The organism is Phreatobacter sp. (assembly GCF_016793595.1).
GTDB lineage: Bacteria > Pseudomonadota > Alphaproteobacteria > Rhizobiales > Phreatobacteraceae > Phreatobacter.
This window is the reverse complement of record NZ_JAEULY010000014.1, coordinates 123,293-148,032: the sequence shown is the minus strand read 5'-3', so window position 1 is coordinate 148,032 and position 24,740 is coordinate 123,293. Positions and strand designations below refer to the sequence as shown.

The 24,740-nt window shown below is 67.6% G+C and carries 21 protein-coding genes; 12 read left to right on the top strand and 9 right to left on the bottom strand.

Features of this window, described 5'->3' with window-relative positions; translation table 11 throughout:
• Positions 1-224 (top strand): hypothetical protein (locus tag JNK84_RS14985; RefSeq protein ID WP_293425218.1); only part of this gene is annotated, 224 nt, incomplete at its 5' end.
• Positions 225-338: 114 nt separating this feature from the next.
• A complete protein-coding gene (locus tag JNK84_RS14980) occupies positions 339-1,031 on the top strand; it encodes an outer membrane protein (protein ID WP_293425216.1) in 693 nt (230 codons plus the stop codon).
• 107 nt (positions 1,032-1,138) lie between these two features.
• Here JNK84_RS14980 and clpB read toward each other — a convergent pair whose 3' ends face one another.
• Entirely contained in the window at positions 1,139-3,736 is a 2,598-nt protein-coding gene (gene clpB, locus JNK84_RS14975) for an ATP-dependent chaperone ClpB (RefSeq protein ID WP_293425214.1), read from the bottom strand.
• 270 nt (positions 3,737-4,006) lie between these two features.
• Here clpB and JNK84_RS14970 point away from each other — a divergent pair, with 270 nt between their 5' ends.
• The 4 genes from JNK84_RS14970 (at position 4,007) to JNK84_RS14955 (ending at position 7,794) form a co-directional block, all read left to right on the top strand.
• Positions 4,007-4,804, top strand: coding sequence for an MOSC domain-containing protein (locus JNK84_RS14970; protein WP_293425212.1), 798 nt, complete (start codon positions 4,007-4,009; stop codon positions 4,802-4,804).
• Between the two features lie 137 nt (positions 4,805-4,941).
• Complete coding sequence (locus JNK84_RS14965) at positions 4,942-5,748, top strand: hypothetical protein (RefSeq protein ID WP_293425210.1); 807 nt, start codon at positions 4,942-4,944, stop codon at positions 5,746-5,748.
• Positions 5,749-5,874: 126 nt separating this feature from the next.
• A complete protein-coding gene (locus JNK84_RS14960) occupies positions 5,875-6,603 on the top strand; it encodes a sterol desaturase family protein (protein WP_293425208.1) in 729 nt (242 codons plus the stop codon).
• Complete coding sequence (locus tag JNK84_RS14955; RefSeq protein WP_293425206.1) at positions 6,604-7,794, top strand: NAD(P)/FAD-dependent oxidoreductase; 1,191 nt, start codon at positions 6,604-6,606, stop codon at positions 7,792-7,794.
• Between the two features lies 1 nt (position 7,795).
• On the opposite strand, the gene JNK84_RS14950 is transcribed toward JNK84_RS14955, so the two are convergent.
• The 7 genes from JNK84_RS14950 to JNK84_RS14920 form a co-directional block, all read right to left on the bottom strand.
• Entirely contained in the window at positions 7,796-9,439 is a 1,644-nt protein-coding gene (locus tag JNK84_RS14950; protein ID WP_293425205.1) for an acyl-CoA synthetase, read from the bottom strand.
• Positions 9,440-9,525: 86 nt separating this feature from the next.
• A complete protein-coding gene (locus JNK84_RS14945) occupies positions 9,526-10,482 on the bottom strand; it encodes a GNAT family N-acetyltransferase (protein ID WP_441343251.1) in 957 nt (318 codons plus the stop codon).
• 123 nt (positions 10,483-10,605) lie between these two features.
• Positions 10,606-10,908 carry a hypothetical protein gene (locus JNK84_RS14940; protein WP_293425203.1) on the bottom strand — a complete coding sequence of 101 codons (303 nt, stop codon included), beginning with the start codon at positions 10,906-10,908 and terminating at the stop codon, positions 10,606-10,608.
• Positions 10,909-11,056: 148 nt separating this feature from the next.
• Positions 11,057-12,556 (bottom strand): phosphomannomutase/phosphoglucomutase, encoded by a 1,500-nt coding sequence (locus JNK84_RS14935; RefSeq protein ID WP_293425201.1) that lies wholly within the window; start codon positions 12,554-12,556, stop codon positions 11,057-11,059.
• A gap of 115 nt (positions 12,557-12,671) precedes the next feature.
• Positions 12,672-12,947, bottom strand: coding sequence for a hypothetical protein (locus tag JNK84_RS14930; RefSeq protein WP_293425199.1), 276 nt, complete (start codon positions 12,945-12,947; stop codon positions 12,672-12,674).
• A gap of 147 nt (positions 12,948-13,094) precedes the next feature.
• A complete protein-coding gene (locus JNK84_RS14925) occupies positions 13,095-13,733 on the bottom strand; it encodes a response regulator transcription factor (RefSeq protein ID WP_293425198.1) in 639 nt (212 codons plus the stop codon).
• A gap of 122 nt (positions 13,734-13,855) precedes the next feature.
• Positions 13,856-14,758, bottom strand: coding sequence for a DMT family transporter (locus JNK84_RS14920; RefSeq protein WP_293425196.1), 903 nt, complete (start codon positions 14,756-14,758; stop codon positions 13,856-13,858).
• Positions 14,759-14,972: 214 nt separating this feature from the next.
• Between JNK84_RS14920 and JNK84_RS14915 the strand changes: the two genes are divergently transcribed.
• Both JNK84_RS14915 and chrA read left to right on the top strand, forming a co-directional pair.
• Complete coding sequence (locus JNK84_RS14915) at positions 14,973-15,800, top strand: chromate resistance protein ChrB domain-containing protein (protein ID WP_293425194.1); 828 nt, start codon at positions 14,973-14,975, stop codon at positions 15,798-15,800.
• A complete protein-coding gene (chrA, locus tag JNK84_RS14910) occupies positions 15,797-17,113 on the top strand; it encodes a chromate efflux transporter (protein WP_293425193.1) in 1,317 nt (438 codons plus the stop codon). The genes JNK84_RS14915 and chrA overlap by 4 nt, the downstream gene beginning before the upstream one ends.
• Before the next feature lie 64 nt (positions 17,114-17,177).
• On the opposite strand, the gene JNK84_RS14905 is transcribed toward chrA, so the two are convergent.
• Complete coding sequence (locus JNK84_RS14905) at positions 17,178-18,419, bottom strand: penicillin-binding protein activator (RefSeq protein WP_293425191.1); 1,242 nt, start codon at positions 18,417-18,419, stop codon at positions 17,178-17,180.
• A gap of 183 nt (positions 18,420-18,602) precedes the next feature.
• Between JNK84_RS14905 and rsmI the strand changes: the two genes are divergently transcribed.
• From rsmI to cas9, 4 genes are all read left to right on the top strand, one after another.
• Positions 18,603-19,508: a 16S rRNA (cytidine(1402)-2'-O)-methyltransferase gene (rsmI, locus tag JNK84_RS14900; protein WP_293425189.1), complete on the top strand. Its 906-nt coding sequence runs from the start codon at positions 18,603-18,605 to the stop codon at positions 19,506-19,508.
• A 2-nt stretch (positions 19,509-19,510) separates the two neighbouring features.
• Positions 19,511-19,891, top strand: coding sequence for a YraN family protein (locus tag JNK84_RS14895; protein WP_293425187.1), 381 nt, complete (start codon positions 19,511-19,513; stop codon positions 19,889-19,891).
• Between the two features lie 12 nt (positions 19,892-19,903).
• Entirely contained in the window at positions 19,904-20,890 is a 987-nt protein-coding gene (gene gshB / locus JNK84_RS14890) for a glutathione synthase (RefSeq protein WP_293425185.1), read from the top strand.
• Between the two features lie 546 nt (positions 20,891-21,436).
• The gene (gene cas9 / locus JNK84_RS14885; RefSeq protein WP_367272355.1) at positions 21,437-24,739 is read left to right on the top strand and encodes a type II CRISPR RNA-guided endonuclease Cas9; all 3,303 of its coding nucleotides are present in this window, start codon (positions 21,437-21,439) and stop codon (positions 24,737-24,739) included.
• The last annotated feature ends 1 nt before the right edge of the window (position 24,740 follow it).

The following is a 24,740-nucleotide window of genomic DNA, read 5'->3' as shown; positions in this document are numbered from 1 at the left end:
AGGGTGGCGGCGGCAGCGGCGGCGAGGGCGAGGGTCTTGAAGCGGGTCATGGCGCGTCTCCGATGAAGGCTCAGGTGGGGCCCGATGCCCCGGTCCTCCATCAGTCGCCGCCACCGCCGAAAAGGTTCGAGGCCCGCGACGGAAAAACCACAGACGCGATCCAGGCCGTCCCAAAATCCCCGGCGACATTGCGACACATGGACCGCCGTGGCACAAATCACTGAAGGTTGCCGTTGTTTTGTGAGTGAGTTGTGGAGGTCGTCCGCATGGCAAAGCGCTGGTTTGGCGCCGTCATCGCCACCCTGATGTGCACGGGAGCGCAGGCTGCGGATATCGGAATGAGCAGCGCGCCCGTGGCCCAGGTCACAGCCGCGCCCAGCTTCGCCTGGACCGGATTCTATGTCGGCGGTCATCTCGGCTTCGGGAATGTCCGGAACAATTATCTCGGCGTCTCCAGCTTCACCGTCGCGACGCCCTGGATCGGCTACTCGATCGGCGACCGCTTCTCCACCGGAGCCAATGGCGTCGTCGGCGGCCTGCAGGTCGGCTACAACTGGCAGGTCGGCAGCAATATCGTCGCGGGCCTCGAGGCGTCGGTATCGCTGTCGAGCCTGTCGCATTTCTTCATCGGACCCACCGGCACGCCCGACGACGAGTACCGCACGCGCCTGCCGGTCTTCGGCTCGCTCACCGGACGCATCGGCTACGCCGCCGACCGCGCGCTGTTCTATGTGAAGGGCGGCCTGGCCGTAGGCCACTTCCGTTTCGCGCTGGAGGATTTCACCCCGCCCATCGTCGGCGGCTTCCGCCATTCGACCACGCGCGCCGGCTGGACGGTCGGCGCCGGCGTCGAATATGCGGTAGCGCGCAACTGGACCATCGGCGTCGAATACAACTACGCCGACTATGGCAGTTTCGACGCGGGCTCCGGCAATCTCGACATCATGCGCGTCTCGACCAAGACGCATGCCGTCACTGTCCGGGCCAATTACCTGTTCTCGACCGGCCCCGGCATCGCCACGCGCTACTGAGGCAATCGTGTCGGCCGTCGCCGCAGCGACAATCCCGATCAGCTCCGGAAAGCGAAAAGGGCCGCCCATCGGGCGGCCCTTCTCATGATTGGCTTTCAGGCCAGGCGCTATTCCGCCGCCATCCGCTGCGCGCCCGCCTCGAAGATCAGCCGGTCGGTGCCTGCGGTGACCTTCACGAGATCGCCGTCCTTCACCTCGCCACCGAGGATCTTCTCGGCCAGCGGGTCCTGCACCGCCTTCTGGATCACGCGCTTCAGGGGGCGCGCGCCATAGGCCGGGTCATAGCCCTTGTCGGCGAGCCACTGCTTCGCCTTCGGGTCGAGGTCGAGCGCGATCTTGCGCTCGTCGAGCAGCTTCTGCAGCCGCTTCAGCTGGATCTCGACGATCGAGGTCATCTGCTCGCGCTTCAGGCGGCCGAACAGGATGATCTCGTCGATCCGGTTCAGGAATTCCGGCCGGAAGTGCCCGCGCACGATGGACATGACGCCGCCGCGCACCGCATCGACGTCCTCGCCCTCGTTCTGCATGACCAGAAGCTCGGAGCCGAGATTCGAGGTCATGATCACCAGCACGTTGCGGAAATCGACCGTGCGGCCCTGCCCGTCCGTCAGGCGCCCGTCGTCGAGCACCTGAAGCAGGACGTTGAACACGTCCGGATGGGCCTTCTCGATCTCGTCGAACAGCACGACCTGATAGGGCCGGCGGCGCACGGCCTCCGTCAGCGCCCCGCCCTCGTCATAGCCGACATAGCCGGGAGGCGCACCGATAAGCCTCGAGACCGAGTGCTTCTCCATGTATTCGGACATGTCGATGCGGACCATGGCGGTCTCGTCGTCGAACATGAACTCGGCAAGCGCCTTGGTCAGCTCGGTCTTGCCGACACCGGTGGGGCCAAGGAACATGAACGAGCCGATCGGCCGGTTGGGGTCCTGAAGGCCGGCACGCGCTCGCCTGACCGCGGTCGAGACGGCCTTGACCGCCTCGCCCTGGCCGATGACGCGCTTCGCCAGTTCGTCCTCCATGCGCAACAGCTTGTCGCGCTCGCCTTCCAGCATCTTGTCGACGGGCACGCCGGTCCAGCGCGAGACGACCTGCGCGACGTGGTCGGCGGTGACCGCCTCCTCGACAAGCGCCTGCTCGTTCTTCTCCTCGACGGATGCCAGCTCCTTCTCCAGCCCCGGAATGGTGCCGTAGGAGAGCTCGCCGGCCTTGGCCCAGTCGCCCTTGCGCTGGGCGTTGGCGAGGGCCGTGCGCGCCTCGTCGAGCTGCTTCTTGATCTCCGCCGCGCGGCCGAGGCTGTCCTTCTCCGCCTTCCAGCGTGAGGTCATCTCGGCAGACTGCCCCTCAAGCGAGGCCAGGTCTTTTTCCAGCCGCTTCAGGCGGTCCTTGGAACCGGTATCGCTCTCCTTCTTCAGCGCCTCCTGCTCGATCTTGAGCTGGATGATGCGTCGGTCGAGCTCGTCCAGCTCCTCCGGCTTGGAATCGACCTGCATGCGCAGGCGCGAGGAGGCCTCGTCGACGAGGTCGATCGCCTTGTCGGGCAGGAAGCGGTCGGTGATGTAGCGGTTCGACAGGGTCGCAGCCGCGACGATGGCCGCGTCGGTGATCCTGACCTGATGGTGCTGCTCGTACTTCTCCTTCAGACCGCGCAGGATCGAGATCGTGTCCTCCACGGAGGGCTCGTCGACGAAGACCGGCTGGAAGCGCCGGGCCAGCGCCGCGTCCTTCTCGACATGCTTGCGATATTCGTCGAGCGTGGTGGCGCCGATGCAGTGCAGCTCGCCGCGCGCGAGCGCGGGCTTGAGGAGGTTCGACGCGTCCATCGCGCCGTCCGCCTTGCCGGCACCCACCAGCGTGTGCATCTCGTCGATGAACAGCACGATGCCGCCATCCGACGAGGTCACCTCGGACAGCACCGCCTTCAGCCGCTCCTCGAACTCGCCGCGATATTTCGCGCCGGCGATCAGCGCGCCCATGTCGAGCGAGAGGATCGCCTTGTCCTTCAGGCTCTCCGGCACGTCGCCGTCGATGACGCGGAGCGCGAGACCCTCGACGATCGCGGTCTTGCCGACGCCGGGCTCGCCGATCAGCACGGGATTGTTCTTGGTGCGCCGGGACAGAACCTGGATGGTGCGGCGGATCTCCTCGTCGCGGCCGATGACGGGATCGAGCTTGCCCTCGCGGGCGGCCGCCGTCAGGTCGCGGGCATATTTCTTCAGGGCGTCATAGGCGTTCTCGGCGGAAGCCGAATCCGCCGTGCGGCCCTTGCGCAGGCCCTCGATCGCCTTGTTCAGGTTCTGGGCGTTGACGCCGGCCGCAGCCAGCGCCTTGCCCGGCTCGCTGTCCTTTTCCAGCGCCAGCGCCAGCAGCAGCCGCTCGGCCGCGACAAAGCTGTCGCCCGACTTCTCGGCGGCCTTTTCCGCTGCGTCGAAAACGCGCGCCAGGCCCTGTGCGAGATAGACCTGCCCGGCCCCGGACCCCTGCACCTTCGGAATCTTGCGGAGCGCTTCTTCTGTTTTCTGAAGCGCCACCTGCGGCTGACCGCCGGCCTGCCGGATCAGGCCCGAGGCAAGGCCTTCCGGATCGTCCAGCAGCACCTTGAGCAGGTGCTCGGGCTGGAACTGCTGATGCCCTTCACGGAGCGCCAGATTCTGCGCGGACTGGATGAAGCCGCGCGAGCGCTCGGTATATTTCTCGATATTCATATGGTCACTCCTTTGCCCGTTCCCCCGTCTCCGCTGAGCCCGAAAGGAACGTCCGACCGAATGGATGGCCCGGCCCCGAAGCGACCGGCTCGCCGCAGATATGGGTGCCTCACGGGCTCGTGAAAAGGGGCGAAGCGCCGACGTTTCGCGATTCCCGCCCAGGCTGTCCGCCGCCGTCCTGCAGCACGGCATCGGACAGTCGCATAGGGCGCCGCTTGACCCCGCGCCCGCCTTGCGCGAGGTCAAATCCGACGCTCGAAAGGTCCGTTCATGACGCTTGCCGCCCCCTCAGTCACCGCCCTCTACCGCTACCCCGTCAAAGGCCTCTCGGCCGAATCGCTGACCGAGGCGCTGCTGACATCGGGCCAGCACTTCCCCGGCGACCGGCTCTTCGCCATCGAGAACGGCCCCTCCGGCTTCGACGCCGCCAATCCCGAGCACCAGCCGAAACACAAATTCCTCGTCCTCGCCCGGCAGGCGGCGCTGGCAAAGCTGAAAACCCGCTACGACGACGTGACCCGCGAATTGTCCATCGTCGCGGACGACATCGAGACGGTGCGCGCCGACCTTGCGACCGAAGCGGGCCGCGCGGCGGTCGAGGACTTCTTCCGCATGTTTCTTGCCAGGGAGCTCGCCGGAGCACCGAAAGTGCTGGAGGGGCCGCCCGGCTTCCGCTTCATGGATTCTCGCTCCGGCTTCGTCTCGATCATCAATCTCGCCAGCGTGCGCGCGCTGGAGCAGGAGACCGGCGTCTCCATCGATCCCGTCCGCTTCCGCGCCAACATCTATGTCGACGGCGTGCCGGCCTTCTCCGAATTCGACTGGGTCGGCAAGCGTGTCTCCATTGGCGAGACTGTTCTGCGAGGTCTGAAGCGCACCGAGCGCTGCGCCGCGACGACCGTGAACCCCGCCACCGCCATACGAGATCTCATGATCCCCGCCGTGCTGATGCGTACCTATGGCCATGCCGATTGCGGCATCTACTGCGCCGTCGCACAGGGCGGCCGCGTCGCGGTCGGCGATCCGCTGCGCGTGACCGAGAAGGAAGCCGCGGGCGTGGCATTCTGACCTGCCCGCACTGGCTGACGGGCCGGCGCGGCTGCGGCCGGCTGCGTGCAAGGAGTTGCAACCCCGAGCAATGCCGCACTGTGGGCGAAGCTCCTAGCATGAGCCCGTCATCATCCCTCGCCGGAAAGTGCCCAGCCATGTCGCGCCGCGCCGCCCTGTCGGCTTTCGTCCTCCTCGCCGGCTTCCTGCCCGCCGAAGCCATGGCCCAGTTGCGTGCTTGCCAGCCGGCCGCCGCCGTGCGGCCCGCCACGCCGGCCGGAGCCAGCCTCGGCGCTCCCATGCTGGAGCCGGTTCCGGCAAACCCCGTGCAATGCCGGCAGGGCATCTCGCTGCGTCTCGGCGAGACGACCGTCTGGCGCTGCCAGGCGATCCCGCCCGACGGCGAGGATCTTGCCGAAAACGCACCGGAATACGCCTTCCTCATCGAGCGTCCGGGCCGCGACCTTCAGGTTCTGCCCGATGACCTGATGGCCGGACGCCTTCGCAGCTTCGACGTCATCACCGTCGATCTCGACGGCGACGGCACGCCGGAACGCGTGCTGGCCGCCTGGAACGGCCAGGGCAACGGTCTCGGCGTCAACCGCTGGACCATCCGCGTCTTCGATGGCGACTGGCGGCTGCTCGCCACGCTCCCCGACATCTCGGATTGGGGCGACACCAGCATCGTGCGCGCGCCTGCGGGCAGGCGCGGCTGCGATATCGCCGCCACCTCCTTCGTCGACAGCGTCAACCGGCGGGGCGTGGCCGGCATCTCGTTCCAGGCGCGCTTCCATCGGCTCGCCAATGGCCGGCTGCAGGAGGCGACCGATCGTCCCGCGCTCGCGCGACGCTACACCTTCGCGTTCGAGCGCCAGCGTACCCGGCACTTCGACCGAACGGAGGCGCAGGAGAAGGGCGACATTGCGGACTGGCTCGCGACGGCGAGACCCACGACGCCCCGCTGAGAAGGCGCGGGCGCGAACGCATGTCGCGCACTGGAAGCGCTCCAATCTTCAGGTCCGGGGTTTCGCCGCAAGCCCCGGCGGGCTACATGGACGCTGTTTCCTCAACCGTCCGACGAGCGCCCCGGCATGAACCCGATTGCTGAAGCCCGCGCCATTCTCGCCGATGCGCTCGCCGTCATGCGCCACCCCGACGCGCGCCTCGCGGTGATCCTCTATTCCGGCCTGTCCGCCATCTTCTTCGTCTATGCCCTGTTCACTGCCGGCATCCTCTGGACGCTGGCATCGGTCGCCATCGGCATCGCGCTGCTGCCCGTCGTGGAATTCATCACCCACAAATACGTGCTGCACCTCTTGGAACTCGCCAAGACCTCGCCGACCGCGCAGTTCTGGAACCGCGTCCACTACGCCCACCACATGGACCCGAAGGATACCCGGGTGATCCTCGCCCACCCCGCGACCGTCGTTCTGCTGGTGGCCGTGCTGACCGGTCTTGCCTGGCTGCTGGGGCTGACGCCGCTCGCGCCCATCGTCGCGATCTCGTTCGGACTTTTCGCCTTCTACGAGATCGTCCATTTTGCCTGCCACATGGATGGCGAGACGCGCTCGCGCTACTTCACCACGCGCCGGCAGGAGCATGCGCTGCATCACTATATCGACGAGAACCGCAACTACGGCATCACCACCGCCATCGCCGACCGTCTGTTCGGCACCCGCATCGTCGACAAGAAGACGCTCCAGCGCTCGCCGACCGCCCGAAACCTCGGTTACACCGGCGAATTCGCCGACCGCTATCCCTACCTGAAGCGCGGCGATGAGCCGCCGTCGGACGGTGCGGGCAAGGCGGATGCGCGCTGAGTGGCACGGCCTGAAGCTCTCGACGTCCTGATCGTCGGCGCCGGCGCGGCCGGCATGATGTGCGCCATCGAGGCCGGCAAGCGCGGCCGGTCGGTGCTGGTGGTCGATCACGCGCGCGCACCCGGCGAGAAGATCCGCATTTCCGGCGGCGGGCGCTGCAACTTCACCAATCGCGGCGCAGGACCGAAGAACTTCCTGTCTGACAACCCGCGCTTCGCGATCTCGGCGCTCGCCCGTTACACACAGCGCGATTTCATCGCGCTCGTCGACCGCCACCGCATCGCCTGGCACGAGAAGACGCTCGGTCAGCTGTTCTGCGACGGCTCCTCGCGCCAGATCATCGACATGCTGCTTGATGAAATGGACCGGGCCGGCGCGCGGCTGCGCGTGGAGACCGCCGTCGAGAATATCGAGAAGACGGACAACGGCTTTGCGGTGCGGCTGTCGTCGGGAAGCATCTCTTGCCGCTCGCTCGTCATCGCCTCCGGCGGCAAGTCGATCCCGAAAATGGGAGCGACCGGCTTTGCCTACGACGTCGCCGAGCGTTTCGGTCTGAACATCGTCGCGCCGCGGCCCGCTTTGGTGCCACTGACCTTCGCCCCCGATATGCTGGCGCTGATGACGCCGCTCGCCGGTGTCGCGGTCGATGAGGCCGTCGCCGGTCACGGCAAGACCCGTTTCCGCGAGGCCGTGCTGTTCACCCATCGCGGACTGTCCGGCCCCGCGATCCTCCAGATATCCAGCTACTGGCGCGAGGGCGACGACATCGTCGTGTCGCTGACTCCCGATGTGAACGTGCTGGAGCAGCTCAAGGCAGCCCGCGCCCGCAACGGCCGGCAGGCGGCGCAGACCGTTCTGGCGGAAATCCTGCCCAAACGGCTCGCGCAGGCCATCACCGAAGCGGTTGGCGTATCAGGCAATCTCGCCGACTGTTCCGACAAGGTGCTCGCGCGGATCGATGCCGCCGTGAATGGCTGGCGCATCCGCCCCAACGGTTCGGAGGGCTATCGCACGGCCGAAGTGACGCTGGGCGGCATCGACACGGCCGGCCTCGACCAGCAGACCATGGCTGCGAAGGCCGTGCCGGGCCTGCACTTCATCGGCGAGGCGGTGGACGTGACCGGCTGGCTCGGCGGCTACAATTTCCAGTGGGCCTGGTCATCGGGCTGGGCAGCGGGACAGGCGGTCTGAATCACCCCTCCCCGCTCACCAGCCCCTTCTCGATCAGCATCTCGCGGATGAGCTTCTTCGGCACCTTGCCGTAGCCCGATTTCGGCAGCTCCTCCCAGACGAAGACCTGCCGTGGCATCTTGTAGCGCGCGAGCTTGCCATCGAGGAGCTTGAGGATGTCCCCTTCGGCGACGGTCGCCCCGGCGCGAGCCACCAGCACGGCGACCCCCGCCTCGCCCCAGCGCCGGTCGGGCACGCCGAGCACCGCGACCTCGGCCACCGCCGGATGGGTGAGGATCACCTCCTCGATCTCGCGCGGATAGACGTTGGAGCCGCCGGATATGTACATGTCGGAGGCTCGTCCCGTGATGTAGACGTAGCCCTCGGCGTCCTTGTGGCCGAGATCGCCGGTACGGAAGAAACCGTCGCGGAACGATTTGGCATTGGCTTCCGGGTTGTCGAAATAGCCCGCGAAGACCGCTGGCCCCGCGACGCAGATCTCGCCCGTCTCGCCGGCCGCGAGATTGTGCCCCACATCGTCGAGGATGCGCACGTCCATGGCCGTGCGCGGAAAGCCGCAGGTGCCGATCCGCCCCTGCACGCCGTCGTCGGCATCGTGCTCCCGCGCGGGGAAGACCGTGATGTTGCCGGTCACCTCGCCAAGGCCGAAATACTGCACGATGCACTTGCCGAGCGTACCCAGCGCCATCTGCTGGTCGGCGCGATACATCGGCGATCCCGCATAGATGACGTGCTTCAGGCTGGAATGATCGTGACGGCCGGCTGCCTCGTGGCTCGCCAGCATGGTCAGGATCGTCGGCACGGTGAACATGTTGGTGACGCGGTGCTCGGCGATCAGGCGGAACGCCTCCTCGCAGTCGAGCCGCTCGGTGGAGAGCAGCACCGTCCGCGCGCCGCGCGCCACCTGCGTCAGCTGATGGATGCCTGCGCCATGGGAGAGCGGCGCGACCACGAGCGAGGCGTCATGCTCGGTCGTTCCGGGCACGAGATCGGCGAGATGGTTGGTGACGACGAAGCCCATCTGGCCGTGGGTCAGCACGGCCGCCTTCGGCCGGCCGGTCGTGCCCGAGGTGAAGAAGAGCCAGCAGGGATCGTCGTATTCGACAGCGGCGACCACAGGCCCGGCCAACGCCGCGCCCTCGGCGACGAGGCCCTCCCATTCGGCAGCGGCGAAATCGGCAGCGCCGATGGAGATAGTCAGTTGCAGGTCAGCATTCTCCGCCGCGACCGCCGCCGCATGGTCGGCGAAGACACTCTCGCAAATCAGCACCTTCGCCCGTGCGGCCTTGGCGATATAGGCGACCTCCTGCGGGCTGTTGCGGAAGTTGGTCGGCACCCAGATCGCGCCCAGCATCCAGACCGCGAACATGCTCTCGAACATGGCGTTGGAATTGCGCGCCTGCGTGACGACGCGGTCGCCTTTGGCGACGCCGCGTGCCTTCAGCGCCGCCGCGATGGCGCTGACGCGGCGCGCCATCGCGCCCCACGTCCAGGTCTCGCCGCGCCACACGAGAGCGGCCCGGTCGGGCAGGCGGCGGGCCGTGCCGTGCAGCAGGTCGGCAAGGTTCATCACGCGTCGGGTCATCGGCGTCGCGACCACCGTCCCGTCCGCTGCGAGATGAGGTCCAAGAATCGTCTGGGGCATGCGGGCGCTTCCGTTTCGTTCTTGGCGAAACGATAGCAGCCGCTTGGGCCTGCGAAAGCCGGCCGGACGGCAGGGCAGGCCGGACCTTAAGCCGCGTGGCGCTCGGCGGTCGCGCCGAAATGGCCGATATAGCGGGGGCTGATGGCAGAGACCGGCAGGACGATCAGTACGTCCGTGGTGTTGAACTGGCGATCCACCACCGCGCCGTCGCCGACATAGGCGCCGAGACGCAGATAGCCCTTGATGAGGGGCGGCAGCGCATGCAGCGCCTTCTTCATGTCGATGGCATCCTTCGACAGGCGGCCCATCTCGACATGGCGGGACGGCAGCGCGCCGGCCGCCCATTCCGCCGGGGCTTTTGCGTGATGGTGCAGGAACGACAGTTCCAGCGACAGCGCTTTCGGCTCGATGCCTTCGAGACTGGCGCAGCCGAACATCACGTCGATGCGGTGCGCCAGGACATAGGTCCAGATGCCGTGCCAGAGCAGTTCCACGGTCCGCTTGTTGCGGTAGGGGGGCAACACGCAGGAGCGGCCGAGCTCGAGGAAGCGCTTGCCGCGATGGCGGGCGAGCAGGTCGGAAATGTCGAACTCGGAAGCCGTGTAGAAACCGCCGTTGCGGTCGGCGATCTCCTGCCGCAGCAGCCGGTAGGTGCCGACGATGGCCGGACGCGGCGCGCCGAGGGCCGGCTTTTCGATGACCGCATGGTCGATGACGACGAGATGGTCGCAGATCGCGTCGAAAGCGTCGATGTCGCGGCGGGCGAGGCGCGACGGACCATCGGCGATTGCGCGCATCTCCTCGTAGAAGACGCGCCAGCGCAGCTTCTGGGCTCGGCGCACCTCGGCGGCATTCGCTGCAAGGCGAACCTCCAGCGTGCCGAGCCGGCCAAGCGTTTGCGATGCCGCCGCCCGGGCATCGCGCGGCAGGATGCCGCCATAGGCCCGCATCATCGGAATGATCTTGCGGCTCTGGTCGGCCCAGAGCGCGGGATTGAAGTGGCGCGCGAACGGATTGGCGCTGTTTGCGGTCGGCTCGACCATCGGGACCCCCGGAGCGCGAGCCTAGCGAATCCTGGCAGCGCGCGTCATCGGACCTCGTGCCGCAGCGAGCCGACGGGCCGATGACGGATCAGCGACGGAATGGTGACGGCGGGAGAGATTCGATTAGCCGGCAACAAGAAGGGCAGCAGCAACGGCTTGCGCGCCGACGGCGCCGGCCCGCGCCTCCTCGGCATCCGCTGGGGCCTTGGACGCAGCCGCGTCCTGCTTGCGCGCCTGCCCGAGCTCGAACAGATAGGCGTTGGTCGCCTGCATCATGGCGGTCGAGGCCTCGGCGAGGTGCGCGAGAACCCGCGACTTCTGCGCGTCGGTCAGCGCCGCGACGCGTACGGCACTGCCGAACGAGGCGAAGCCGCCGGTGATGGTGCGCAGCAGTTCCAGTTCGCTCATGCCGTTCGGGCGCGGCATGCTCTGATCCCGGATGTCCTGGCTGACGACGGCCGCCTGAGCCACGTGATGCCCCCTCGATCTTGGTAGGGCGAGGCTGGCACGCGATGGTTAACGACCGGTGAAGAAGCGCCGGCGGGCACTGCAATTGCCCGCCGTTGTGACCTCGTCAGATCGTCTGGTTGTACTTGCCGACTTCCGGGTTCTCGCGCAGCACGCCGTCCATCGCGTGGAACATCTCGCGCATGCGGGCCTCCGAGACGGGGCTCTCGACCACGACGACCAGTTCCGGCTTGTTGGAAGAGGCGCGCACGAGGCCCCAGGTGCCGTCCGGCGTCGTGACGCGCACGCCGTTGACGGTGACGAGCGAGGCAATCGGCTGGCCGGCGACAGGCTCGCCCTTCGACTTCATCTCCTCGAAGCGCTTCACGACGCGATCCACCACCTCGTACTTGATCTCGTCGGCGCATTTCGGCGCCATGGTCGGCGAGCCCCAGGTCTTCGGCACCTCGGCATAGAGGTCGGCCATGGTCTTGGTCGGATTGCGGTCGAGCATGTCGATGACCGCGATGGCCGTGACGAGGCCATCGTCGTAGCCGCGACCGACCGGCGCGTTGAAGAAGAAGTGGCCGGACTTCTCGAAGCCCGCGAGCGCGTTGAGGTCGCGCACCCGCCGCTTGATGTAGGAGTGGCCGGTCTTCCAGTAGTCGGTCGTCGCGCCGAGCCGCTTCAGCTCCGGATCGGAGTCGAACAGTCCCGTGGACTTCACATCGACGACGAACCGCGAGGGTCCGTGCACCTTGCAGAGGTCGCGCGCCAGCATGACGCCGATCTTGTCGGCGAAAATCTCCTCGCCATGGTTGTCGACCACGCCGCAGCGGTCGCCGTCGCCGTCGAAGCCGAGCGCCACGTCGGCTCCATGCTCCTTTACGGCATCCGCCATGGCGTGGAGCATCTTCATGTCTTCGGGGTTCGGGTTGTAGCGCGGGAAGGAATGGTCGAGCTCCGCGTCCAGCGGGATGACCTCGACGCCGAGCTTTTCCAGGATCTGGGGCGCGAAGGCCCCGGCCGTGCCGTTGCCGCAGGCGGCGATGACGCGCAGCTTGCGCGTCACCTTCGGGCGATCGGTCAGATCACGGATATAGCGGGCGGCGAAATCCTCGACGAAGAGGTAGGAGCCGCCACCGATCAGGTCGAAATCGGCTTCCAGCACGATCTTCTTCAGCGCGCCCATCTCGTCGGGGCCGAAGGTCACGGGCCGCTGCGCGCCCATCTTCACGCCGGTCCAGCCATTGTCGTTATGGCTGGCGGTGACCATGGCGACGCAGGGCACGTCGAGCTCGAACTGGGCGAAATAGGCCATGGGCGACATGGCGAGGCCGATGTCGCGCACCTTGCAGCCGGCGGCCATCAGGCCGGTCACCAGCGCCATCTTGATCGAGGACGAGTAGCCGCGGAAATCGTGACCGACGACGATCTCGCGCTTCACGCCCATCCGGCCGATCAGGGTGCCGAGGCCCATGCCCACCGCCTGCACGCCCATCAGGTTCAGTTCCTCGCCGAAGAACCACCGGGCGTCGTATTCGCGGAAGCCCGTCGGCTTCACCATGGGCAGGGATTCATAGGCGGCAGTATTCGGCTTCAGGCTGGCGAGCGGCTTCGGGAACATGCGGGTCGGTCTGCCTCTGCGGAGAGAAGGGAACTGCGACAATAGGCACGCAGCTATGTGCAGGCCATCGCATGGCACAGATGAATGGATGATGATTGCGGCCGAAAAAGCGCCGTCAGGCGGCCCGCTGCATCGGCGGGGCGATGACATGCTTGGACAGAAGCCAGGGCGCTTCCTCGAGGGTCATGACGCGGATCTCGCGCACGCGCGCAAAAAGCTCGCGGATATGATCCTCGATCGGCACGAGCGCGCCACTTCGCGAGCGCAGCGTCAGGCGGTCGGTGACCACCTCCAGCACGCCATCATGGATGCGCGCATAGATGACGGGCTCCTCGGACAGGATTTCGCCGGGATTGGGGCGGTCGGGGGCAGTGGCTTCATCTGAAAACATGGCCGGCCTCTCGCTTCGCGGGAATGCAGATGCACCAACCCGCGAACGGCCCCACACATCCGGGTCGTTCGCCTTCAAGACGGCAGTAAAGGCCTTGATCGGGGCGGCATCAAGGGTCCTTTCGACAGAAGGCCCCGGCGCGACGTCTCACCGCATGCCGAGCCGCCGCTCGTCGTAGATCACCCGGACGAGGTCCGCGGCATTCTTCGCGCCGAGCTTCTCCATGATGCGGGCGCGATGCACCTCGATCGTCCGGGGAGAGATGCCGAGACTGCGGCCAGCCTCCTTGTTGGAAGCGCCGCGGACGAGCTCATGCAAGACATCCCGCTCGCGCGGGGTGAGCAGGCTGGCCCCGTCAGGGCCGAGAGCGGCAACCGGGTCGGACCGCTCCGCCCGCCGTTTCACATGCGCGGACAGCGTCGCGCCGACCTGCGCCACGAGGCGCCCCATATCGCAGGGTTTCTCGATCACGTCGGCCGCGCCAGACTTGATCGCTTCGACCGCCATGGGGATGTCCGCGTGGGCCGAGATGATCACCACGGGACCGTGAAATTTGCGGCTGGCGAGCTGGCGCAGCACGTCGAGGCCGCTCGGCCCCGGCAGATGGGATTCCAGCAGGATCAGATCGGGCTGCCGCTGCACCAGAGCCTGCAGCACGGACGGGCCGTCGACGAACATGGAAACACGATAGCCGCACCGCTCGAAGGCCACGGCCATGGCATCCCTCACCGGCGCATCGTCATCGACGATGAAGAGATCGCCCGACTGCCCCGCATCCGTCGACATGATCGGCACTCCCGCGGCTGTCGCGGCTTCCGCCGGAAGGGCTGGAGGCGCTCGCGCGGCATCCTCACGCTCATCAGGTCATGTCCATATGCGACAAAACGCCGCATAATGTGCGGCACCGCTCAGCGGGTGTGGCGAACCACCCTCTCGCGGTACAGCAGGTACAGGCCCGAGGCGATGACGATGGCGGCGCCGGCAAGGGTGTTGGGCGCCGGCACCTGCGCGAAGGCGAGCCAGCCGAGAGCCGTCATCCAGACAATCTGCGTGTAGATGAACGGCGCGAGGATGCCGGCCGGGGCCAGCCCGTGGGCGATGATCAGCAGCCAGTGCCCGACGGCGCCGAAGACGCCGATCGCCACCATTCCCGCGACCACCCACAGGCTCTGCGGCGTGGTCCAGACCAGCGGCACGAGGGCCGTCGCCACGACTGCTCCGAAAGCGACCGAGTAGATCGATGTGGTGCCGGCGGAATCATGGCCCGCCAGCATGCGCGTCAGCAGGTTGTAGATCGCGTAGAAACCGGCGCCGGCCATCGACAGGCCCATCGACCAGTGCATCGCGCCGCTCCACGGCCGGGTGATCACCAGCACGCCCAGGAATCCGACCACGACCGCCGCCCAGCGCCGGGGGCCGATCCACTCGCCGAGGAAGGGGCCGGAGAGGATCGCCACGAGGAAGGGCGTGGCGAACATGATCGCGGCGGTCTGGTCGAGCTGGAGGAACTGCAGCGCGATGAAGTTGAAGGCCGTGGAGCAGAAGAGCAGCGCCGACCGGATCGCCTGGATCCACGGGCGCTGGGTGACAAGCACGCTTGGATTGCGCAGCGGATTGAAGATGATGAGCGCCACGACAAGAGCCGAACAGTAGCGCGTCCAGACCACCTGCATCGGGTCCATCTGCGTGCCGAGCCATTTGCCGAGCGCGTCGAGGCAGGCAAAGCACGCGAGCGCGGCGCACATCAGTCCGATGCCCCTCAGCCGCGAGCGCTGGGCCTGCTCGGCGGCCGCGTTGCGGCTCTGGTCCACGACGGTCGATCCTCCTGTCCCTGTTCGGGCTGTCTAGCCGATTTGGCGGCGGAACGGCTGCCATCGGCCGCATGGGAGCCGTGCGGGCCTCTTGCAAAGGGCGGAAGCCGGCGGCAATCTGATGCCCAACGGGGCCTGCGGCGGTCGCCCCGTCAGGTGGCCATCCAGGGCCACCCAAGCACCGTCTCCAACCGGTTTCCCGGTGGAGGCTTGCTTGTCTGACAACGCCGATCCAGTCCCCTTTGCCCTGTCGCCCGACGAACTGGCACGCCTGCTCGGAGGCCCGCGCTGGCCTCAGGTCATCGACGTGCGCGCCGCCGACATCCGCGCGGGTCAGCCCGACCTTCCCGCCACCCGCTGGACAGCGGACGGTTCCGGAGCCGCCGTGGCAGCGCTCATTGACCCATTCCGACCGGTCGTGATCACCTGCAAGGCTGGCCACAACCGCAGCCAGCGCACCGTCGCCGAGTTGCGGGCACGCGGCATCCCCGCCTCCTTCCTCGCTGGCGGATCGCTCGGCTGGGCGGCCGCCGGTCATCCGACGCTGCCCCGCACCGCGGCGGACGCCTATGGCGGCCCCGCCCGCGTCTGGGTGACGCGCCGCAGGCCCAAGATCGACCGTGTCGCCTGCCCCTGGCTGATCCGCCGGTTCCTCGACCCCGAGGCCCGCATCCTCTTCGTCGAACCTGATCAGGTTCTCGCCGTTGCCGCCGACACCGGCGGCATCGCCTTCGATACGCCGGGCGCGCCGATCGAACATGACGGCCCACGCTGCTCGTTCGACACCTTGCTGGACGCCACCGGTCTTGCCGGGTTCGCGCCGCTGGCAGAGCTTGCCGTCATCGTGCGCGCCGCCGATACCGACGATCTCGCGTCGAGCCGTCAGGCGGCCGGCTATCTCGCGGCCTCGCTCGGGCTGTCGGCGCTCGCCGGCGACGACGATCAGGCCATGCTGCGTCATGGCTTTGTCATGCTGGATGGGCTTTACGCATGGATCGCCACTGCTCGCAGCGAAACCCATTCCTGGACGAACCGCGCATGACCGCCGCCGACACCCGAGTTGCCGCGCTCCCGGAAGTTCCCTTCTCGGAGGCGCTCGCCGTCTGGATCAAGGTCGGGCTGTTCTCCTTCGGCGGCGCCGCCGGGCAGATCGCCATGCTGCACACCATGGTCGTCGACGAGAAGAAGTGGCTGGACGAGAAGCGCTTTCTCCATGCACTGAGCTACTGCACCCTGCTGCCGGGCCCCGAGGCGCAGCAGCTTGCCACCTATATCGGCTGGCTCATGCACGGTCTGCGCGGTGGTCTCGTCGCCGGCCTGCTCTTCGTTGTCCCCGGCGCGCTGGTCGTGCTCGGCCTGTCGATACTCTACGTCACGGCGCGCGGCGTCCCCCTCGTGGACGGCATCTTCTTCGGCATCAAGGCGGCCGTGCTGGTCATCGTCGTGCAGGCCGTGATCAAGATGGGCAAGCGCGTCGGCCACACGGCGGCGCTCTACGCCATCATGGCGGCCGCCTTTCTGGCGATCTTCCTGTTCAAGGTGCCTTACCCCGCCATCGTCGTGCTCGCGGCGCTTGCGGGCGCGCTGCTCGTCAGCATGCCGGCCGCGACCGAGCCGCTCGCGCCCGCCCGGCCGGGCCGCCTCGCCGTGACATTGCGCACCATCCTGGTCTGGTCGGCGATCTGGTGGGCGCCGGTCGTTCTGGCCGCGCTGCTTCTCGGACCGCGTCACCTGCTGACGGAGATCGGCATCTTCTTCTCGCAACTCGCCATGCTGACCTTCGGCGGCGCCTATGCCCTGCTCGTCTGGCTGGCGCAGTCCGCGGTCGAGCAGAAGGGCTGGCTGACCGCCGCCGAAATGGTCGATGGGCTCGGCCTCGCGGAAACAACCCCGGGACCGACCATTCTGGTCACGCAGTTCGTCGGCTTCCTCGCCGGCTGGCGCATGCCCGAGCCGTTCACGCCGATGATCGCGGCCATACTCGGCGCAGCGATGACGACATGGGTCACCTTCGCGCCGTCGTTCCTCTGGATCTTCGCCGGTGCGCCCTACATGGAAGACCTGCGCGCCAACAGCCGCCTCGCGGGCGCCCTGCAGGGCATCACCGCGGCCGTCGTCGGCGTCATTCTCTATCTCGCGGTCTGGTTCGCGCTCCACGTCTTCTTCGGGAACGTCGGCAGCATCACGTTCGGGCCTGCCAGCCTGCCGCGCATCGACATCGCGGCGCTGGACTGGAAGGCGGCGGCACTTGCGATCATCGCCTTCGTCGCGGCCTTCCGCTTCCGGGTGGGCGTGGTGCCGCTCGTCGGCCTGATGGCGACGCTCGGCGTCGCGATCCGGTTCGGCCTTGGCTGACCGTTGCAAATGACAAGGCCGGCGCGACGGCCGGCCTCGATCATTCCATCCCGGAGAGAGACCGTCAGGCGCTGGCGCCGAAGCTGCGCGGCGCCGGGCTGACCACGCGGCCGCCCGCCTGGATGATGGCAAGGCCGCGCTGCGGCGAGCCATCGGCCCGGAAGCGGAACAGGCCATCGACGCCGTTGAAGCCGGAGGCATTGGTGAGCACGGTTTCCGAGAAGCGCTGCGAGCCCTGCGTGCGAACGAGGGCGGCGATCAGCGACACGGAATCATAGGTCAGCGAGGCGATGCGCGCCGGATCCTGATTGAAGCGGGCACGGTAGCGGCCGGCGAAATTCTGGAAGCCCGCCTCGTCCGGCGCGGCATAGACGGCGGTCGGCGCGGCCTGCGCGGCGGCGCGATTGCCGACCCACGGCCCGACGCCCAGCACCTGGACGCGGCGCGTATCGATACCGGCCGAGGACAGCGCGCGAACAGCCGTGCCGTCATAGGGATCGGGCACGAAGATGGCATCGATCTGGCCGGCGATACCGGACAGCCGCGAGGCCGCCGAGGTCACGCCGTTGGCCTCCAGCGGGAAAGTCTCGATCGCGACGACCCGCCCCCCGGAGCGGCTGACCGCCTCCTGGAACGCGCCCTGAACCACCTGCCCGAAGGCCGAGTTCGGTACGAAGGCGGCATAGGAGCGCTTGCCCTGCTGGGCCGCGTACTGGACGACGCGGTCGACCGTGTTCTGCGGCGTGAAGCTCATCAGGTAGACGCCGCGCGTCGCGACGCTGGTATCGGTCGAATAGGCGATGATCGGCTTGCCGGCGGGGCGCGCGACGGCTGCGGCGCCCCGGACGGATTCGGCCAGGAGCGGTCCGAGGATCATCTCCGCGCCTTCCGAAATGGCCGCCTGCGCGGCCGCCTGAGCGCCGGCGGCCGAACCGCCGTCATCCTTGACCAGAATGGTGATGTCCGGGCCCTGGAACTCCGCCACGGCCATCTCGGCCGCGTTGCGCAACACCGCCGCCGTATTGCCGGCGGCCCCGCCGGCGGACAGCGGCAGCAGCAGCGCGATCTTCACCGAGCCCGCGCCGATGGTCGAACCGGGCGCGGCCGGCGCCGTCGGCGCGGGCCCGGTCGCCACTGGCCCGCCCGGGCCTGAAATATTGGCGCCGGAGCAGGCAGCCAGCGTCAGCGACGCCGCGCCGAGCATGAACTCTCGCCGTGGCAGAGCCTCGGCCATCCGGAGGCCGGGCAGCCCGAAGAAACGCGCCTGCGCCGGATTTTCGCCCCGCTTCGCCGTTGTCGTCACCACTGCTGGCCTCCACATGCGCTGAACGCCCCCTGCACCGGCATAGCCGCGAGGCAGGGGCCGGGTCAAACAGCATGCACCGATTCTACGTGGCGAATCAGCAACAGGTGCGACCGCTGACAAGCCGCCGGGCGATGGACGTGACCCGGCACAAGGCCATAGTGTCCGCGCGAGAGAGTACCCCTGATGACCGCCCCTCAAGCCCCCGTCCCGTCCAGCCGCCGATACCTGATCGGCGGCAAGGATTTCCTTGCCCGCCCGCTGGAGCCTGGCCTCCACATCGTCGCGACGCCGATCGGCAACCTGCGCGACATCACCATCCGGGCGATCGAGACACTGGCGGCGGCCGACCTCGTCGCCTGCGAAGACAGCCGCGTCACGCGCCGCCTCATCGACCATTTCGGCCTCGTGACCAGGCTTGCGCCCTATCACGAGCACAATGCCGCGGAGATGCGCCCGAAGCTGCTCGCAAGGCTCGCCGCCGGCGAGGCGCTGGCGCTGGTCTCGGATGCCGGAACACCGCTGGTCTCCGATCCTGGCTTCAAGCTGGTGGAGGCCGCGCGCGAGGCCGGCCATCCCGTCATCCCCGTACCCGGTCCTTCCGCGCCGCTCGCGGCCCTCGTTGCGGCGGGCCTGCCGACCGACGCCTTCTTCTTCGACGGCTTCCTGCCCGCGAAGACGGTCGCCCGTCGCCAGCGGGCGAAGACTCTAGCCGCTGTTCCCGGTTCGCTCGTCTTCTTCGAGACCGGCCCACGCCTCGCCGCATCGCTGGCCGATCTCGCCGTCGAACTGGGGCCTCGCGCGGCAGCTGTCTGCCGAGAACTGACCAAGGCTCACGAGGAAGTCAGGCGCGGCTCGCTCGCTGATCTTGCCGGCCACTATGCCGAGGCCGGCGAGCCACGCGGCGAGATCGTCCTTGTCATCGGCCCGCCTGGCCCGGTCGCCGCTCCCGAGGCGGCGGATGTCGATGCCCTGCTGCGCCAGGCCCTCGCCGAAGGCTCGGTGAAGGACGCAGCCGCGCGCATCGCCGAGGCCACGGGCCTGCCGCGCCGCGACGTCTATCAGCGGGCGCTGGCCCTCGCGAAGGATTGACCGTGGCGCGCCGCGAGGCCGATCCGCGTCGCACTGCCGCCTGGGGACGCGGACGGCTGGCTGAAACCGCCGCGCTGATCGTGCTCGTCGCCAAGGGTTACCGGATCCTCGCCCGACGCTGGCGCGCGCCCGGTGCCGAGATCGATCTGGTGGCGAAACGCGGCCGTACCCTCGTCTTCGTCGAGGTCAAGGCGCGCAGCGACCTCGCGGCAGCCGAGATCGCGCTGACGGCGGCGCAACGCCGCCGGATCACGCAGGCCGCCGAGTTCTGGTGCGCGCGGCATCCCCGCCATGCGGCCGGCGATAGGCGCTACGATCTGATGCTGGTATCGAAAGGCCACTGGCCGCGCCATATACAGGGTGCATTCGACGCCGATGCCTGAAAGGAACACCGCATGAGCGACAAGGCCGGAGCAGCCGCCCCCCATATCGGCGGCAGGGCGCGCCTGAAGGTGGCGGTGCAGACCGATCCGATGGCATCGATCAGGATCGCCGGCGATTCCGGCTTCGCGCTGATGCTGGAAGCCCAGGCGCGCGGCCACGACCTTCACTACTACCACCCCGACAAGCTCGCCATGCGCGACGGCGTGCCCAGCACGCTCGCCCACCCGCTTGCCGTGCGCGACACCGAGGGCGACCATTTCACCCTCGGCGAGGGCGCGCGCGTGCCGCTGTCGAGCTTCGACGTGGTCCTGATGCGGCAGGACCCACCCTTCGACCTGCACTACATCACCGCGACGCATTTTCTCGAGCGCGTGCACCCGCAGACGTTGGTCGTCAACGACCCCTTCCACGTTCGTAACGCGCCGGAAAAGGTCTTCGTCACGCTGTTCCCGCAGCTGATGCCGGCGACGCTCATCACCCGCGACTTCGACGCGATCCGCACGTTTCGGAAGGACATGGGCGACATTGTCATGAAACCGCTCTACGGCCATGGCGGCGCAGGCGTCTTCCGTATCCGCAAGGACGACGAGAATTTCGGCTCCTTCCTCGACACGTTCGCGGCGCTGACCCGCGAGCCCTGGGTGATCCAGCACTACCTGCCGGCGGTGCGCGACGGCGACAAACGCATCATCCTCGTGGATGGCGAGTTCGCGGGCGCAGTGAACCGCGTGCCGGCCGCGGACGACCTGCGCTCCAACATGGTGCGCGGCGGCGCGGCCGAAACGACGCAACTCACGCCGCGCGAGAGGGAGATCTGCGAGACCATCGGCCCGGCGCTGCGCGAGCGCGGCATCATCATCGCCGGCATCGACGTGATCGGCGGCAACCTCACCGAGATCAACGTGACGGCACCGACCGGCATCCGCGCTATCCGCAGGCTCGGCGGGCCGGATATCGCCGCGAAGATCTGGGACGTGATCGAGGCGAAGAGGAAGTAGGGCGGTGAGGCCGGACGCCCGTCACGACCCTCGCTGACCTCGCCGTCCTTGCCTCAAGCTGGGAGCACGGTTGCGCGGCCGGGAACCATGTCACGGGCCTCTCTGATGTCATGTGGGCTTCGGAGCTTCCGTAGCGCCTCGGAGCCGCATTCGGCGGCGAAGGCCGCGCGCAAAGAAAAAGGCGGCGCCGGAGCGCCGCCCTTATCTGGTGCAGACTAGCTACTTGTTAACAGCCAGACCGCGATCTCTGAAGGCTTCATGATAGCGTTTCAGAGATCGCGGTCAAGTTGCATTCTTCGAGATCGCGTCCAACGGCAGCTCAGCAAGCTTGGCGACTGTGGGAGCACAACTGGCCCATGCAGCCCGAGAGATCAACGGCAAACTCTCGAGGGCGACGCCACCTGCGGATATCGGGCACGAGCAGCGCCAGCCGTTGCGGCTATTCGTCAGAGGGCATGAGGTGCCTTCAGCAAGCTTATTGACATCGGGTGCGTACTCGGTAATTATGCAACCTATAATAGCATAACGCTGGGGTGGGTGCACAAAATGGCATGGCGTTTCGGGGCTGACGTTGGGACCAATTCGATCGGTTGGGCAGCGATCGAGTTGGAAAGGAAAGACGAGGCTTGGGCCCCCAGGAGCATCATCGCCGCCGGCTCGCGCATCTTCTCCGACGGCCGTGACCCGCAATCGGGCGCTTCGCTAGCCGGCGACCGGCGCGATGCCCGCGCCATGCGTCGTCGCAATGACCGATCCAGGCAGCGGCAGGCGGCATTGATCAAGCACCTGACGCTGGCGGGCCTGTTTCCCGCCGAGGAGGCGGCACGCAAGGCGCTGGCCTCCCTTGACCCCTACGAGCTACGCGCGAAAGCGTTGGACGAGAAGCTGCCGCTCGCCCATCTCGGCCGCGCGCTGTTCCATCTCAACCAGCGGCGCGGCTTCAAGTCGAACCGCAAGGCTGATCGGGGCAAGAAGCAGGACGACGACAGCGGCAAGATCACGATCGGCGTTCACCGTCTGCGCGATCAGATGGGCGAGAAGGACGCCCGTACCTTCGGCGAATTCCTTCACCAGCGCCGCGTCGAGGCCAAGAGCCAGAGCGCCATCCCGCACGTCCGCACGCGCGTTCTTTCGCTTGTCCCCGATGAAGGCGGCAAGCCGGTCGACACCTACGACTTCTACCCCAACCGCGCGATCCTCGAGGAGGAGTTCGAGGCGATCTGGCTGGCGCAGGCGCCACACCACCCGGATGTGCTGACCAACGAAGCGCACAAGCGCTTCTACGAGGTCATCTTCTACCAGCGCCCTCTGAAGGCACCGAAGATCGGCCTCTGCACATTTGGCACCGGCGAGGAGCGCCTGCCGAAGATTCATCCGCGGTTCCAGAGGCGGCGCCTGCTGGAAGAGGTCAACGCGCTCCGTATCGTCCGGCCGGGCGCTGAGGCAACGAAGCTGGAAAAGCCCGAACGGGATGCCCTGCTGTCGAAGCTGCGGGACAAGAAGACCGTCTCCTATGCGAGCCTGCGCAAGGCGCTGAAGCTCGATCCCGATGCGCGGTTCAACAAGGAGAGCGAGAACCGCAAGGACATGAAGGGCGATGAGATCGCCGCCGAGATGACGCACAAGACGCGCTTCGGCAAGGGCTGGCTCTCCATGCCCTGGGAGGCGCAGTGGGAGGTCGTCTCGCGTCTCGAGGCGCTTGAAAGCGATACCGAAGTGGAAGCCTTTCGCGGCTGGCTGCGCGAGCGGCATGCCCTGTCGCCGGCGCAGGCAGAAGCCGTGACCGGTGCGCGCCTGCCGGAGGGCTTCGGCCGCTTCGGCCTGACCGCGACGACGGGTTTGATCAAGGCGCTGGAGGACGAGGTGATCGTCTACAGCGAGGCGGTGGAGAAGGCCGGGCTTGGCCATCATTCCGATTTCCGCGATGGACAGGTCTGGACCGACAAGCAGGGCCGGCCCGCCCTGCCCTACTACGGCGCGGTGCTGGAGCGGCACATCATGCCGGGCACCGCCGATCCAGCGGAGCAGGATGACGCCCTGCGCATCGGGCGGCTGACCAATCCGACCGTCCATATCGGGCTCAATCAGTTGCGCCATGTCGTCAACTATCTGATCCGCCGCTACGGGCCGCCGGAGGAGATCGCGCTGGAACTTGCTCGCGAACTCAAGCTGGATGACGAACGCAAGCGCGAGCTCAACACGCGCAACCGCCAGAACCGCGAAGCGGCCGAGCAGCGCTCGAAGAAGCTCGCCGAGATCAATCAGGCGGACAAGGGCGGTAACCGCGCCCTGCTGAAGCTCTGGGAAGAGCTGAACCGCGACAACGTGCTGGATCGGCGCTGCGTCTATACCGGACGGCAGATTTCCATCGACATGCTGTTCAACGGCGCGGCCGAGATCGACCACATCCTGCCCTTCAGCGCGACGCTGGATGATTCCGGCGGCAACCGCCTACTCTGCCTGAAGGAAGCGAACCGCATCAAGCGCAAGCGCTCTCCCGTCGAAGCCGCCGCGGATTTGCGCGCCCATTTCGGCGCGGATGCCGCATGGGACGCCATCGCCGCCCGCGCCGCCCGGCTGCCACGCGAAAAACGCTGGCGCTTCGAGCCTGATGCGATGACGCGCTTCGATGCGCAGGGCGGCTTCCTCGCCCGCCATCTCGTCGACACCCAGCATCTCTCGCGGCTGGCGCGCGAATATCTCTCCGCGCTCTATCCGCACAAGGGCGAGGGCACCGGCCATGTCTGGGTCTCGCCGGGGCGGCTGACCGAGATGCTGCGGCGCAACTGGTCGCTCAACCATCACCTTCCCGACCACAATCTCGCGGGGGCCAATCAGCCCAAGAACCGCCGGGACCATCGCCACCACGCCATCGACGCCATCGTGGTCGCAGTGACCGACCGCGGCATGCTGAACCGCATCGCCCGCGAGGCGGGCCGCCATGGCCACGAGGAAGCCCACCGCATCACCGCTGACCTGCCGGAGCCCTGGGAAGGATTCTCGGACGAGGTCGGGCGCGTCGTGCGGAGCATCGTCGTCAGCCACCGGCCCGACCACGGAACCGCCTCCAAAGCCGGCTTGAAGAGGGGGCGCGACGCCACCGCCGGCCGCCTGCACAACGACACGGCCTACGGCCTGACCGGCGAGAAGGACGCGCGGGGTCTCGATATCGTGGTGACCCGCAAGCCCATCGCGTCGCTGAAGAAGCCGGCCGATCTCGAGGCCATCCGCGACCCCGACCTCAGGGAGAAGCTCAAGGCCTGGACGAAGGGCAAGGACGGGCCCGCCTTCGAGGAGGCGATCCGCCGCTTCGGCCACGCCGAGCTCGGCCCCCGCTCCTATCCGGGCCTTCGCCGTGTCCGCGTGATCGAGCCGCTGACGGTTATCAAGATCAGCGACCGGGGCGGCCGCCCCTACAAGGGCTACAAGGGTGATTCCAACTACCGCTTCGACGTCTGGGAGTTGAAGACCGGCAAGTGGAAGGACGAGGTCGTGTCGATGTTCGAGGCGCACCAGCCGGGTTGGACCTCGCCGATCCGGGCGGCGAATCCAACGGCACGCAAGGTGCTGTCGCTGCAGCAGAATGACGTGATCGCGATCGAGCGCGAAGGCGAACGGGAGCTGGTCCGCGTGGTGAAGTTCTCCGGCGGCTCGATCGTTCTCGCGCCGCCGCAGGAGGCAGGCAGCCTGAAGGCGCGCGACGCCGACAAGGAGGACCCGTTCCGCTACATTTACGGCTCGCCGACGTCGCTGCAACGCTGGAGGGCCCGGCAGGTCCGCATCGACCAGCTCGGCCGCGTGCAGGACCCTGGCTTTCCCGCCCGAAAACCGCGCCCGGGCAAGGCCTGAC